Genomic DNA, 14,099 nt, shown 5'->3' on the forward strand with positions numbered 1-14,099 from the left:
GCGCGGACCCAGCTATCGCACCGTGACGGTGCCGAGTTCGACGCGATGTTTCTCGACGACGCCTTTGCCTTCGTCGATGACGTTGACGCGCTTCGTGTCGCCGCGCACGCGCCACACGCCGGTGAAGGCCTTGAACGTCTTGCCCGACGTGTCGTGAGGAATCACCACGGTCACGACGTCGTGCAGAAGGACGCCCTTCGGCGCGCGCTCCGGCTCGATGGCGTCGGAGAGCATGACGTGGTCGGCCCGGATGTCCTCGCCCTCGGAGGCGACGAAGTGCACGAACACGCCGAGGCGACGGTCGACGTTTTCGGCGACGCGCCAGTAGAGATCGAGCGTCAGCGTCTCTTCCGGGAGCACGGTCGTACGGCGTAGGCGCGCCCCCTCGAGGGTCATGCCGTCGGCGAACTTCACGGCGAGCGGTGCGACGCCATCGGGCAGCTTCTCGAGGACGAGCGGCGTGCCTTCCGGCGTCGCCGCCGGAGGCTTCACGAGCGCCGGCTCCCTGACCAAGGCGAAGGCTGCGCCCCCGGCGAGCAGGACCGCCGCGGTCGTCGCTGCGGCCATGCGCCAGGCGAGCTTGCTCCGGGCCGCGCCCGACAGGCGTCGAGCCTTTCGGAGGAAGAGAAGCAAGAGGCCCAACGAAGCGAACGAGATGAGCGCCCCACCCACGGCCGCGCGCGGCAAAAAGCGCAAGACCACGTGATGTTTGCCGGCGGGCAGGTCGACCCCGAGGAGGCCCGTCGAGCTCACGACGTCGCCCACGCTCGCGCGCCAGCCCGGGTGCCAGTTCTGGTTCACGAGGAGGCGAGCACCTCGCGCGAGGTCGACGTCGAGCTCGATCTTGTTGGGGCTCCAATAGGTCCGCGTGACGGTGCCCGCGTCCGGCTCGGCGAGGTACTCCTCGTTCGCGAGGTCTCCGCGCAAGAGCGGCGACTGCGGGACCGGGTAGGCGTCGTAGCAAGAGAGCACGCCGCGCGACATGGGTCCGTAGTACGCGAGCGCCCAGCGGGTGCCGCGCGCCTGGTGGAACTCGCCAACGGCGCGCTCCGGCGGCGTATCCATGGGCCGGCCCTTGAGCGCCGTTTGCATGTTGCTCACGAGGGGACCGAGGTTCGCGAGCAAGAGCGTGACGGCTACCGTTAGCGTCGCGCCTCCAAGAAGGCGTAGCTGGTCGCGCCGCGCGCCCTGACCGCGGGCCCGCGTCATGGCCTGAAGTCGCGTGACGCCCAAGGCCGCGACGGCGCTCGCGGCGAGGGCGAAGAGCACGAGGAACCGCTCGGGGTAGCGCAACGTGGAGTAGACCGGCAGTCCCTTGAGAGCGGCGAAGAGTGAGATCTTGGCGCCGTACCCGGAGGCGAGCCACAGCGAGAGAAACGCGGCCGTCGTGATGGCCATGGTGCGACGACGGAGGAGGCCCACGACAAACGCCAAGCCACCGAACATCCCGACGAGGTAGTTGCCGCTCAAAGGAAAGTCGCCGGCTTCGTCGGGCTTGATGCGCCCCAAGAGGCCCAGGGCGATCTTCTGCGGCGTGAGCGTCGGCGCGCCGCCGATGATGCGCGGCGCCATGGTCAACGTCTGGATGACCGGCCACAGGCGCAGCGCCGCGAGGCCCAACGCGAAGAGCGCGACCAACGTTGCCATGCTGGCCGCCGTATTCAGTCGGGCGCGGTCATGTTTCTTGGCCCAGAGCGCCTCCCCGACCTCGAAGGCGCAAAAGAGCGCCGTCATGGGCGCCGGGTACGTGCCGCCGAAGCCCACCATGGCGGCCAGCATGCCCGCGCTGACGGCGACGCCGAGCGCATCGCCGCGCATCGCGATGCGGAGACCCCAGACGATCCACGGCACGAGCGCGAAGCCCATGAAGTGGACCCAGCCCAGCGCCGGCGCCACGGCGAAAAAGCCCGAGAGCCCGAAGAGCGGTGCGGCGAGGGCCGCGCCGAGGTGCGTCGCGCCACGCGAACGCGCATAGCGAAACGTGCCTTCGAGCCCCAAGAGCAAGAAGAGGAAACAGACGATGGGCTCAGCGCGCAACGTGCCGAAGACGAGCGTGAGCAAAAACGTCGGCGACGCCCAGCGACTCTGCGGCGTGCCGAGGCCATCCATGCCGCCGCAGTAGTAGGGGTCCCAAAGCGGCACTTGGCCGAAGGTGAGCACCGTGTTTCGCGCGCTCTCTTCGTATTGCACGAGCGGATGCGAGTCGCGGTACGTGTTGAGGGACGCGGCGTCGCTCAGCATCGGCCAAGTGGCCACGAGCGCGAGCACCGCGAAGGCCGCGAGCCGCACCGACGTCTTCGCGAGCAGCGAACCGAGGAGCGAAATGGCGCTCGTCAGCGACGCCACCCATGCGGCGAGCGCCTTCATCAGTGAATCGGCCGCGGCCGGCAAGGCGGCACGCTCGGGTTTTGGTGAATGCCCGCGGGCTTTGGCCAGCGGAGGCGCATGCCGTCATCCATCGCGCGGAGCACGTCCTGGAGGCTCATGCGCTTCTGTTGCGCGATCTGCTTGGCGCGGCGGTATTCGTTGTTGTGAAAGGCGTCGTCGGCAGACCACGGATCGGCCGGGAAGTCCTTGGTCGCCTCGCGGCGCATGTTGCGCTCCTCGGCGACGACGAGCGCGTAGGCGGTGCGGCGGTCGGCTTCCGTCAGCGGGGGCAACGACGGTCGAGGCGTCGCCGTCGCCGCGCGCACGAAGGCTGTGGCCACGGCCGCCCCGAAGACGACCCAGCCCAGCCGAGAAAGAGAAGCCCCCGTGAGCGTCACGCGGCAGCCGCCCCCCATAAACCGAACGATGGCAACCGAACGATGCCAACCAAACGACGGCGAAAGTGAACGAGCCCGGCGAACCGGGCTCGAGGGACTCAGCGCTTGGAGTACTGGAAGCGCTTGCGGGCGCCCGGTTGACCGTACTTCTTGCGCTCCTTCTTGCGCGCGTCGCGCGTCAAGAAGCCGGCTCGCTTGAGCGACGGGCGGTTGTCGGCGGCGATGAGGCAGAGCGCGCGCGCGATGCCGTGACGCATGGCTTCCGCCTGCGCCGAGTGGCCACCGCCAGCGACCGTCGCGAGGACGTCGTACTTGTCGGTGATCTCGAGGAGCTCGAGCGATTGGCGCGCGATCATGCGCGAGGTCTCGCGCTCGAAGTATTGGTCGGCCGGGTGACCGTTGATGGTCATCACGCCCGTGCCGGGCATGATCCAAACGCGAGCAACGGCGGTCTTTCGCTTACCAGTGGAGTAGGTGCGGTTGTCAGTGGAGCTCATGATCAAGCCTTCGCCTTCGCGTTCTTCTTCTGGGTGGGGCTGGGCATCGGCACGGGCTTCTGCGCCGCGTGCGGATGGTCGGCTGTCGCGTAGACCTTGAGCTTGGTCAACATCTCGCGGCCGAGGACGTTCTTCGGCAGCATGCCTTTGACGGCCTTCTCAATGGGGAACTCGGGCTTGCGGACGATCAGGTGGCGGTAGGCCTCCTGCTTGAAGCCGCCGGGGATGCCGGAGTGGTGCGAGTAGAACTTCTTGTCGAGCTTGTTGCCCGTGAGCTTCACTTTGGCCGCGTTCACGACGATGACGAAGTCACCGCAGTCGACGTGGGGGGTGTAGGTCGGCTTGTGTTTTCCGCGGAGGACCGAAGCCACCTCGCTGGCGAGACGCCCGAGCGGCATGCCGTCGGCGTCGATCACCCACCAGGCGCGCGTGTGCTGCGCCGATTCGGGCTTTTCGGAGAACGTTTTCATCGCGTTGTGAACTGCCGCCTGCCCAGACATGTGAAGCCTTTCATTTCCCGCCCCGCGCACCCGCAATTCCGGGAGCGACCGTGGAGCGCCGTGCCAAAACTGGGCGGCGCCGAGGGGGGGCGGGAAACTACTTGCCAGGGTGGGGAGTGTCAAGTGACGCCCGCTTCTTCCGTCCCGTGCCCGTGAACGTGCCCGATCTCCGCTTGCGCGCCGCCCCGTGTCCATGGCCACCCAGAACCGTCCGCGGCCAGCCTCGGCGCGGGAAATGGCGTGAAGTTTCGCGCGGCCCCTCGTGGCGCGGCGCGTGCGCGGTCGTCCGGCATGCAGCCGCACGAGCGAAGGCCGGACGCGCACACTAAGCTAGAGCCCATGGCAGACAGCCCTGCTCTCAAGCTCGCGCATGTTCGTCCCGTGCGGCCCGCCGACTTTCCGTCGGCAGAGCCATGGGAGGAGCACTTGGGACAGTCGCGACGGCACCTAGAACTCTGCTTCCTCCTCTTCGCGCTGCTGAAACGTCTCGTCGCGCCGCAGCACTCCTGCGGCTCCGATCAGTTCGTCTACTGGAACGCTCGGAGCAACCGGAGGCAGCTCGCGCCCGACGCCTTCGTGAAGCTGCGCGTTGTCGACGAGCCGATCAACTCCTGGAAGACCTGGGAGCGGGGCATTCCCGAGCTCGCCGTCGAGATCTTGAGCCCGTCTGACACGCCGGAGCGGTGGACCTTCGAAGAGAAGCTTGAGCGCTACCACGAGCTCGGAGTGCGGGAGCTCGTTTGCTTCAACATGGATGGGCACGTCGGCGAGCGCCTTCGCGTGTGGGATCTCATCCTTGGCGATCTCGTCGAACGCATCGTCGAAGGGGAGTCCACCCCGTGCCTCACGCTGTCGGGCGCGCTCGGCGCCGCGATGACGTGGACCATCGCCCCGTTCGGTGAGTTTCCCGCAGCCCTGCGGTTGATGCGCGATGGCGTCATGGTGCCAGCGGCGGAGGAGGAGCGCGACAAGGCCGAGCGCGAGGCCCGCGGCCTTGCGGCGCGAGTGGCGGAGCTCGAAGCCAAGCTGCGAGGCGAATGAGAGGCCGTTCGTGCCCCGGCGAGTGGCGTAGAGAGAGCGTCCACGGGCACGGGCACGTTCACGTTTACGGGGAGAGGCCGACTGAACCTAAACCAGCCGGTCCCGCGAAAGGCCCGTCGGCCACTTGGCCGTCCGCGGGGCGTCCTTTCGCTTTTTAAGGAGTGCCCGCTTGGCAGATGGGGCGTTCCAACGGGCGCCGAGCATCTCCACCAGGCTCGCTGCGAGCGGCGAGGCCTCCTTGGCGTGCGGTGCGACCTCCTCGAAGACGTCTCGCTCGTCCAAGAAGTGCGCCCGGAGCGTCCAATAGAGCGCCAGCGGTTCGCGGGCCGCGAGGAAGGGGAGCTCCCGAGCCAGGTCGAAGCAGCCAACCTCGGGTTTCTCGAGCATCGACTCGGGGCCCCCGAAGGCCATCATGGCGACGAGCCAATCGGCGCGCGCGGAGAGGAAGGGGGGCCAGGCCGTGAGGGGAACGCCTTCCGGCAGGCCGAGATACGCGAGCTTGTCGTTGTCACGTTCCCAGTGGCTTGGCTGGCGCGACAGCGCGCGCTCGTTCTTTGGGACGCGCTCGTCGTCACCGGTCTGAACGCGGAGAAAGTTCTCGAGCGAGGAGGCGACGCAGCCGGCCATGTCGGCGGTCTCGTGGTCCATCCAGAAGACCGGCGCCGCGTCGTAGGTCGTCGCGACCATGTAGCGATTGTCCCCGGGATCCCACCCGAGCGACATCGTCCCGGCGAAGTGCTCCCAGAGCTGCATGTTGGAGAACGTGTTCCAGTCGAACCTCGTGACGACGGTGTCGATGAGCGTCGCGCCCTTCGCCGCCTCGGGCATCTCCCAGCCGCCCGGTGCAACGCGCAGGTAGCGGAACGACGGCATCTTCTCCGACAAGTCTTCGATGAGGTAGCGATCGGCCAGAGCCAAGAGATCGACGAGCCCCTTCGGCAACGCGAAGCCGTAGCGGCGGACGTTCTCGTCGCTCTTGAGGAACGGCCCCCACTTCTTGTCGAGCTTCCCGCCCTCTTCCGCGAGGCGCTTGATGAGGATGGCGTCCGAGACCTTCGGAGCCTTCATGCGGACGAGCGACTTCTCGAACCCCCCGGGGAGGTACTCGGCCTGGCCCGAGCCCGTCGCCTTCGTCTTTGCTGCTGGTCGCGGTGCCGCACGCACCGTGCGCTTCGCGGGCGCAGGCACCTTCGGCGTCTTCTTCGCGGCGGCCTTGGGCGCGGCGTTTTTCTTCGGCTTCTTCGCGGCGAGCTTCTTCGTGAGCTTGGGCATCGCCCGCAGGTTACGCGAAGGGCGCCCTCAGAACACGCCGATGGCGAATTGAATCGCCGCGAACGACTCGGTCGGATCGTCGCGCTTGATGACGTAGCGCGTGGTGTTGAAGCCGACGTCAAGGACGGCGGGGCCGATGGGCGACTGGTAGCGGATGCCCGTGCCGACGCCGACGCGAATCGGAAAACGGCCTGTGTCGAAGGGCGTCGAGGCGTCGCGCCAAAGGTTGCCGATGTCCGTGAAGAGCGCCGTCTCCCAAGCGCCGCCCAAAGGGATGCGCAGCTCGACCTTGGGATTGATCATGAGGTTTCCGCCGCGAAGAGGAATCTTGCGAGCTGTGAGCTTGTCCTCGGCGCTCTTGTTCGGGTCGCGGGCGTCGGTGAGGATCTGGTCGATGAACTCCTGCGGGATGAACGTGTCCGAATACCAAGCCCGCATCGACTCGAAGCCGCCGAGGAAGAAGAGCCGATCGGGGTAGGTGGTCGAGTTCTTCGTGAGCTGGTAGTTCCAGCCCAACCGGAGCTGCGCCGCCAACGTGAGCCTGCGCCCTAGCGGCACGTAGCCCGAGAAGGTCTCGCTGAACTTGAGGAAGTGACCGCGCGTCGCGGCGCTCGCACCCGAGTCGTCGCGAAGGCTGAACCAGTCGACGTGCTCGAGGCCGCTTACGAAATAGGTTCCCGAGCGCGGGTTCAGCGAGCTGTCGCGGCGGTCCCAGGTCACCACGAGGCGCTGCGCGTAGGCCTGGCTGCCGCCGTCGGGCACGCGGAGAGCGCGTCGAATCTCTGGGCTGAGGTTGGCCGTAGCCAGGAGATCTTCGACCGTGCCTTTCGCGAAGACCTTGGCCTCGTTGTACTCGATGGTTTGTGAAATCGAGAAGAGCAGCTCGCGAAAAGGGCGGTACGTAAAGCTCGGAATGCCGGCGACCTTGCGCAAGCGAAAGTCGCGGAGCGGCTGCTGCTGGGCGATGCCCTCGATGGACATGCGCATGAGGGGGCCGAGGCCGATCTCGGGGAAGTCGAGGCGCGCCGTCTCGCGGACGCCGACGCGCTCCGACGGCTCGTTCAGCTCCGTGGCCCACACGCGGCGCACCTCTGGATCGATGATGAACTCGTCGGGCAGGTACGAGATCTGAAGGCGATTCGTGAAGGCGATGGCGGAGCGGAGCATGTTGCGCTCGCCGTATTCGCCAAAGAAGCGCACGCCTTCGCCCGTCGAGAAGCCGGGGCCGACGTCGACGTAGCGCGGCGCGGCCTCCGTCACCGTCACGATGACCGTCTTCGAACGCTGCGGAACGTAAGGATCGGAGAGGGCGACGTTGATGCTCGTAAAGACGCCGAGCGTGCCGATGCGCTCCTCGGTCTTGCGCCGATCGCTCGCACGGTAAGGCCGCCCCGGCATCAGCGCGATGCGCCTCCGGATCACCTTTTCGCTCGTGAGATCAGCGCCGACGATGACGATGTCGCGCACGATGACCTGCTCGCCCTCTTGGATCTCCAAGGTCGCGCGCGCCCTCGTGTGATCCGGTGACTCGTCGAGCGTGAGCTTGACGTCGGCGTAGTAGAAGCCCTCCTCTTTGTAGGCGTCAACGACGCGGCGTCGCGCCTTTTCGAGCTCCGTGATGCTCACGGGGCGGCCCACGGCGATGTCCGCCTCTTGCGCGAGCTTGTCTTCCGTTAGGTAGCGCGCGCCGTCGATGCGCACGTCGTAGAGGCGAACGCGCGGGCCTAGCTTGATGGGCATGCGCAGCGCCAGTTGACTCTCGCAGCGAACGCCGCGTTGCGGATCGGGCTGGCACGACAGAGCGGCGTCGAGCGGCGCCACCGGCAAGGGCAACCCGGAGGCGTCGTAGGTGCACACATCCGGTGGCGCCGACGGCAAGGGCAGCGGCGTGCACGTGCCCGGCGCCGACTTCGGATCGCAGCGGCGCCGGATGGCCTGCACGGGACCGACCTGCGCGTGCAGGTAGCCCTCGTTGCGAAAGAGCTGCTTGAGGTGCTCCGTCGCTCGCTCGTAGGTGGCCGGTGAGTACGTCCCGGTGGGATCGAGATCGATGGGCGTGGCCCGGCTGCCGGCGGCTTGCGAGACGAGGGCGTCGATGGCCTTCGGATCGACGTTCGTCACGATGTCGCTGCCAGGGAGCTCTTCTTCGAGGAAGCTGTCGATCTCGCGGCCGATGGCCGCCGGCGTCGAGGCCGTGTCGTCGGTCAAGAGCGGCGTCAAGAAGAGGACGCGGGTCCGTTTGCGCAGGCGCTTAATCTCGTCGACCTTCAAGCACGGGTAGGTGCGGGCCGTCACGGCGACGCGCCGCTCTTCGGTGATGTGAAAAACCTGGTGGTGCACCGGGTCTTTCGCCGTGCCTCGCTCCGTGACCGTCACCTCGGCGTCGAAGAAGCCGCGCTTGATGTAAAAGTCGCGGAGCTTGTCGGCGAGGCGCGCTCCGTTGAAGTCGTTCTCCGTCTCGAGCTCGAGCGCCGCCGTGAGCGTGTCGTCGTCGTAGGAGTCGTTCCCTTCGTAGCGCGGCAGGGTGCGCGGGCCCGCGTCGACGCGAACGCGCAGCGTCACCTTGCCGCGGAACCGCACCACGTCGTGCGACACCTTCGCTGCGAAGTATCCGCGCCCGCGGAGCTTCGCCGTGAGGTCCTCGTCGGCGCCGTCGAGGGCCGCCTCGTTGGCGCGGTCTCCCGCCTTTACGCGGTAGCCCGCCGTGAGGGCTTTCTGTTCGTCGCCCTTGCCGCCGCTCACGTAAAACGCGCGCTCCGCGAGGATGCGAGGGTCGTTTGGGGTGATCTCCAAGAGCAACACGGCGCGCAGCGGGTCGTCGGTGCTGCGCGTCGTGATGGTGACCTTGGCTTCCGGGTAGCCGCGACGCGCCAAGAGAAGCTCGATGCGCTCCTGCTTCTCGTAGAGGTCGGCGCCGATGAGCTCCGAGCCTTCTGCGAGATCGGCCTCGCGAATGAGCTCGTCGCGATCGAGCTCGGCGCCGCCCAGGTCGATGGTCAAGGTGTCGATGATCTTCCGCGCCACGATGCGGAAGATGAGCCGCACGCCGGCCGGTGTCGCCTCCGCGGAGGCCGACGCGCGCGCGAACCGACCGGTGCGCACGATCTCATGGATGGCGGAGCGCACGGCGGTCATCGAGAGCAGATCGCCTGCTTTCACCGCCGTCGGCGTGGGCAAGACCTTCTGCCCCCAGCGCTCGCCTTCGAGGATGACGTCGACCTTGGCGATGCGCGCGCCAAGGAAGGCGGAGAGATCCGCGCCCTTCTCCAGTGTCGGGAGCGACGGGCGCTGCGGCGGGAGCGGCTCGGGCGTGAGACTAACGACTGCGTCGTCTTGGCCGCCTTGCCCCTTGGGAGGGTCGGCGGCGATGGCAACACGCGAGAAGGCGAGCGCGGCGCACAGACATAGAACCAGGGCGCGCATCGCGGCGAGGGAGTCTACTCGCACTCGTCCCCGCGACCCTACCGGAACTCGAAGCGCCACCGAACCTCGGCGCCGAGGTTACCGACCGTCGACGAAGCGGCATCGTTGATGTTGTCGTAGGTGCCGCGAAGGCTCCAGTCGCGACTGAGGCGCCACTCGATGTTGCTGCGGAGCTCACGATCCTCGGCGAGGCTCGTCGTGACGCTGGCGCGCACGTTCTCGGTGATGCGCTTGCCGAGCGTGACCTGCGGCTCGGTGCGCCCCGTTCGCGACGAATACGCGCTCCCGAAGCGGAAGTCGTCGATGACCGGCACGGCTTTCTTCACGGCGCTGTCGGCGCCGCTCGCGGCCGCGATGGCTTCAAGGGCGGCGCCGGCGCCGAGCGCGCCGGCCTGCAGTTGGTCGAGCTCGGTGCGGGTCATGCCGACCGTCAAGAGGAGGACGATGTCCTCCTGTGAAAGCGGCGGATCGCTCGTCATGTCGAGCTTCAGGTTGTCGACCTCGCCGTAGGCGTGGAGCGTGATGCGCCAGAGGCCCGCCTGCCGGCCGGCGCCGGAGACGTTCGCCGAGTCGCCCATGCGGCGGTACTCGGTCATGGCCACGACGTCGATGTTCGGTGCGATGCGCGTCGGGTCGTCGAAACGCAAGAGCGCTTGACGGACCTCGAACTCGCTCGAGCGGAAGTGAAAGCGCCCGCCCGGCTGCGACTTGAGCTCGCCGCGAAGTCCGATCCGCTGGTTGGTGCCGACGACCTGGAGCGCGTCTGACTCGATGCCGAGCTGCACGTCGACCATGTTGTTGCGAATGCGGAGCGGCGTGCGAGCCCGCACGTTGATGTCGAGGGTGACCGAGTCGAGGGTCGGGTCGTAGCTCTCCACGGTGGCGCGCCGCGCCTTCGGATCGCCGAGCGAGCCGGTCAGCGCCATGGGGCGCGAGTATTCGAACGAGGTGATGAGCACGTCGCCGGCGACGTGGGGCAGCTTGCCCCGCCCGCCGCGGGCGTTGGTGGGCGGTGAGAGCTCGAGGACCAAGTCCGCGTCGGCCGTCAGCTTGATGCCGTCGTCGGGCGCGAAGCGGACGCCCCGTGCAGCGACACCGACCTCGCCGGCGCCGAAGCCCATGCCGCGCAGCGGCAGGCGGCCTGTCAGGCCGAGCGTTCCGCCAGCGAAACGCGCGTTGCCGCGCGCGATGCGAATCTCGTTCGAATCGGCTTCGACCTCGACGTTGACCGCTGTGATGGCGCTCGGTAGCCCTTGCACGACGAAGTCGCCGTTGGTGATGGCGACGCGTCCCTGGACGTCGGGGCTCACGGCCCGGCCCTTCACGCGAACGACGCCCGCCAGCTGCCCTTGCGCCTTCTGAATGCGCGGGATCGTGCCGGCCAAGACGCCGAGGTCGATGGGGTCGAGCTGCGCCGCGAGGTCGAGCTCGGCGCCGCGCGTGATCTTCTTGGCGGTGCCGCTCAGGCGTACGGTCCCCGCGAGGCCGTTTTCGGCGCGCAGCTCGAAGGCCAAGGGCGGCACCGTCATCGCGTCGTCCTTCACGGAGAGGCGCACGTCGGTGGACTTGAGCGAGAGCCGTTGGCCGCCTTGCGTCACCGAGAGCTCGGTCGGCGAAAAGTCGATCTTCGCTTTGGAGTAGTCGCTCTTCCGGAGACCCGAGAGCACGAGGCCGCCGCTCAATGTCCCCTCCGTGGGCGCGCCTTCTGTTGCCTCGTCGCCTTCGGTGCCGGTCGTTGTTGCGAGGCGTGTGACGCTGCCGAGGTCGAGCTTCTTGAGCTCGATGTCAGCCTTGAAGGCCGGATCGTCTTCGCGCGTCATCGACGCGTCGTTGATCTTCACCTGTCCACCGAAGAGCTCGCCGTTGATGCGGGTCTCCCCGTGGACCGACTTGTCTCTGAGGTACGCGTCTTTGTCGAAGGCTTCGAGGATCGGGGCCCCGCACCCGCTCTTGCCGACGACCTTGGCCTTTGTTGTTGGCGCCTCCTGCATTTTGAAATGCAGCCGCGACGGTCCGAAGCGCGTCCCGCGGAGGAGTGTGGGGCTCACGTCGAGGTCTCCGTCGATCGTGTACTCGTCGACGGTCCCGCTCAACCTTGCAAAACCCGCTGCCGTGGCCTCGAGCTTCTGCCCGAGCGGTCCCAGCGTCTGAACGGTCGACAGCGGGACGCCCTGGATGACCACGTTGCCGGAGATGCGGCCCTTCGTCACGGCGGCGGAGCCGAGGATCGTGCCTCCCTGCGGTCCGGGAGTTCCCGGGGCTCGCGACGACGGGCGCAGCTTGCGGAGGCTAAACGAGTGCACCTGGATGTCGGCGCCGTAGAGGCCCGCGAGTCGATCTCGCCACTCGTAGTCGAGGTCGACCTCGCCGTCGTCAAAGCGCTCACCGAAGAACGTGACGTCTTTGAGCTTCGCGTGCGCGTCGATGTCGACGAAGCCGCCGCCGCACGGGTCGCGCGGTCCGCCGAGGGCGATGTGGACGTTGGAGCGCGTGGCCAAGGAGCCTTCGATCTCCTGGAAGCGCGGGTCGTCCTCCATGTGCCACAGCGCCAGAAAGTCTCTGAAGTCGAACGACGGCGACGTCACGACACCGTCCATGGCGAGGCCCGCGGCGCCGCCGAAGTCGATGGTCGCCGTGGGCATCTCGTAGTGGCTCTTGCCCTTGGTGGCCTTCACGTTGGTGAGGCCAACGACGAGATCGCGAAAGCGGACGTGCGCCGCGGTGATGTTGCCGAAGGGAATGTCGCCGATGGAGAAGGCCTGAATGGTGGCGTCGGCCTCGATGCGAGGATCGCCGAAGGCACCGGTCACCTCCACCTGCGCGTCGGCCTGCCCCGAGATAGTGACGTTGCCGAGCGGTGAGAGCTCGCCGAGGTCGAGCTTGGCGGCCGGAAGCTCGACGCGGAGGATCTCGTTGTAGCCGAGCGAGACGAGGCCGCCCTCGATGAGGCTCTTGGGGGTCGTGACCTTCAGCCGCTGGAACTGAACGCCGTCGTGGCGGATGGCGACGTGCGCGTTGAGCAGCGCCTGCGGCACTCCGATGAGCCGCGACTTGATCTTGCTCTTGGGGCTGTCGGCGGGCGCGTCGTAGACGGCGAAGCCTTCCGTCTTGGCCGCGAGGTCGCCGTCGAGGCGGAGAGGAATGATGGTGCCCGCCATGGTGGCGACCTTGCCCTCTTGGATGTCCCAGGCGACGTGCGAGTGGGGGTGCACGCCGAGATCGCGCAAGAGCGACGTGAAGTTGAGGCCCTTGATCTCGAGGCCAGTCTTCAGAGGAATGCCTTTGACGAAGGGCTGGACCTCTACATCGCTCAAGGTGACGTTGGCGTCGCCGACGACGACGGCGAGCCTGGGCGCCATGACCACGTCGCCGCGCGTCCTCAGCTGGCCCTCGAGCTTCTCGGCGAAGCGGTAGTGCGTGATCTGCAGCCCGGCGCCGCGAATCGAGCCGTCAAGCTCGGGGAGCCTCATGCCGTCGACGAAACGCATCTCGACGTCGACGCCGACCCACCCGTCATTCGGGGGCATCGACACGAAGCGCTCGCCGAGTCCGATGGGAGCGCGCGCCTTCACGTGGCCGGAGATCTGCGGCAGCGCCTCGGTGTCTTTCGGCAGACGCACGCGCAGTTGGCTCAGCGAGGCGTCGACGCGCCGCCGATCGTCTTCCGGAAGGCCGCAAGCGGGCATCGTCCCTTTGGCCGGATCCAGGTCGACGGACGCCGCGAGCGCCAGCCGGTGGACCGTGATGGCGTCGGGATCGATGCGTAAGGTGCCTTTGAGGTCGCAGAGCCGATCTTCGTCGAAGGCTCTCTCGCCGGCGGCGCTCGTCCGCTCACGCTCCACCGTCCCCGAGCTGACCCACAGCTTCGTCTCGAACGACGAGCCGGCCCGCACGTCGTCTTGCGCCTCGAGGTCGAGGTCGAGGCCTTTGCCGCGAAGCGTGGTCTCGTCGATGCGGACGTCGAAGGCCCCCTCGGTGATGGCGATGGCCTTGAAGGGCGCGTGAAAGGGACCCGAGGCCGTCTTGTCGGACTCGGGCAGCTTGATGGCGAGGTTCTTGAGCTCGCCCTTCTCGAGGACGACGCGAACGGTGGGGCGCTCGATGCTCACTTGGTCGATGGCGACCTTGCCGGCGAGCAAGCCAAAGAGCTTCGGCCGCACGACGAGCCGCTGCGCGAGGAGGGCCGGCGGGCCCCCGTCGCTCGATTCAATGCGTACGTCGCGCAGCACGAAGGCGAGCGGCACGAGCGACACCTCGACGCTGAAGGTGCCCGCGACCTTCTGCGCCCGCGCGACCTCCTCAACCTTCGCTGCGGCCCACTTCCTCACAGCCGTTGAGCGGAGACCCATGGCGAGCGCCACCGGCAGGAGCGCCAACGTCGCCAAGAGCAAGCACAGGACTCGCGCAAAGATCCGCCCGAGGTCGCGTCGTCGCGGCCGCGAGGGGCGTCGTTCGTGCACGCGATCTGCGTAGCCAGTGCTCATCGTTGGTAGGACGCCTGCGGTCGTGCTCTAAGTCATGGCGGGGCCCCGATGAGCCTCCGTCACGCTCCCAAGAGCGTAGCGTCACGGGGCCAAGGTGCCTATTTTCTAGGGGTTTTT

At 67.6% G+C, this 14,099-nt stretch carries 8 protein-coding genes; 1 reads left to right on the top strand and 7 read right to left on the bottom strand.

Translation table 11 applies throughout. From position 1 onward, the window contains the following. Positions 1–12: 12 nt before the first annotated feature. The 4 genes from IPG50_34205 to rplM all read right to left on the bottom strand — a co-directional run bounded on the left by IPG50_34205 (position 13) and on the right by rplM (position 3,732). Entirely contained in the window at positions 13–2,367 is a 2,355-nt protein-coding gene (locus tag IPG50_34205) for a hypothetical protein (protein ID MBK6697206.1), read from the bottom strand. Then, positions 2,367–2,708, bottom strand: coding sequence for a hypothetical protein (locus IPG50_34210; protein MBK6697207.1), 342 nt, complete (start codon positions 2,706–2,708; stop codon positions 2,367–2,369). The genes IPG50_34205 and IPG50_34210 overlap by 1 nt, the downstream gene beginning before the upstream one ends. A 155-nt stretch (positions 2,709–2,863) precedes the next feature. Further along, the gene (rpsI, locus tag IPG50_34215) at positions 2,864–3,262 is read right to left on the bottom strand and encodes a 30S ribosomal protein S9 (GenBank protein ID MBK6697208.1); all 399 of its coding nucleotides are present in this window, start codon (positions 3,260–3,262) and stop codon (positions 2,864–2,866) included. Between the two features lie 2 nt (positions 3,263–3,264). Continuing rightward, positions 3,265–3,732, bottom strand: a complete 468-nt coding sequence (gene rplM / locus IPG50_34220) for a 50S ribosomal protein L13 (GenBank protein ID MBK6697209.1) — start codon at positions 3,730–3,732, stop codon at positions 3,265–3,267. Between the two features lie 369 nt (positions 3,733–4,101). On the opposite strand from rplM, the gene IPG50_34225 reads away from it, so the two are divergent. Continuing rightward, entirely contained in the window at positions 4,102–4,803 is a 702-nt protein-coding gene (locus tag IPG50_34225) for a Uma2 family endonuclease (GenBank protein MBK6697210.1), read from the top strand. An 87-nt stretch (positions 4,804–4,890) separates the two neighbouring features. Here the strand turns inward: IPG50_34225 and IPG50_34230 are convergent, their stop codons facing one another. From IPG50_34230 to IPG50_34240, 3 genes are read right to left on the bottom strand one after another with little or no spacing between them, the layout of a single operon-like run. Next, positions 4,891–6,075 (bottom strand): hypothetical protein, encoded by a 1,185-nt coding sequence (locus IPG50_34230; protein MBK6697211.1) that lies wholly within the window; start codon positions 6,073–6,075, stop codon positions 4,891–4,893. Between the two features lie 27 nt (positions 6,076–6,102). Next, positions 6,103–9,498, bottom strand: coding sequence for a BamA/TamA family outer membrane protein (locus IPG50_34235; protein ID MBK6697212.1), 3,396 nt, complete (start codon positions 9,496–9,498; stop codon positions 6,103–6,105). 38 nt (positions 9,499–9,536) lie between these two features. After that, entirely contained in the window at positions 9,537–13,958 is a 4,422-nt protein-coding gene (locus IPG50_34240; protein MBK6697213.1) for a translocation/assembly module TamB domain-containing protein, read from the bottom strand. Between the last annotated feature and the right edge of the window lie 141 nt (positions 13,959–14,099).

The sequence above is a fragment of the Myxococcales bacterium genome, assembly GCA_016703425.1.
Classification (GTDB): Bacteria; Myxococcota_A; Polyangia; order Polyangiales; family Polyangiaceae; genus JADJCA01.

Excerpts from the sequence above, each read along its gene's own strand:
- IPG50_34205 (MBK6697206.1), bottom strand. The coding sequence starts at position 2,367 with ATGAAGGCGCTCGCCGCATGGGTGGCGTCGCTGACGAGCGCCATTTCG.
- rpsI (MBK6697208.1), bottom strand. The coding sequence starts at position 3,262 with ATGAGCTCCACTGACAACCGCACCTACTCCACTGGTAAGCGAAAGACC.
- rplM (MBK6697209.1), bottom strand. The coding sequence starts at position 3,732 with ATGAAAACGTTCTCCGAAAAGCCCGAATCGGCGCAGCACACGCGCGCC.
- IPG50_34225 (MBK6697210.1), top strand. The coding sequence starts at position 4,102 with ATGGCAGACAGCCCTGCTCTCAAGCTCGCGCATGTTCGTCCCGTGCGG.
- IPG50_34230 (MBK6697211.1), bottom strand. The coding sequence starts at position 6,075 with ATGCCCAAGCTCACGAAGAAGCTCGCCGCGAAGAAGCCGAAGAAAAAC.
- IPG50_34235 (MBK6697212.1), bottom strand. The coding sequence starts at position 9,498 with ATGCGCGCCCTGGTTCTATGTCTGTGCGCCGCGCTCGCCTTCTCGCGT.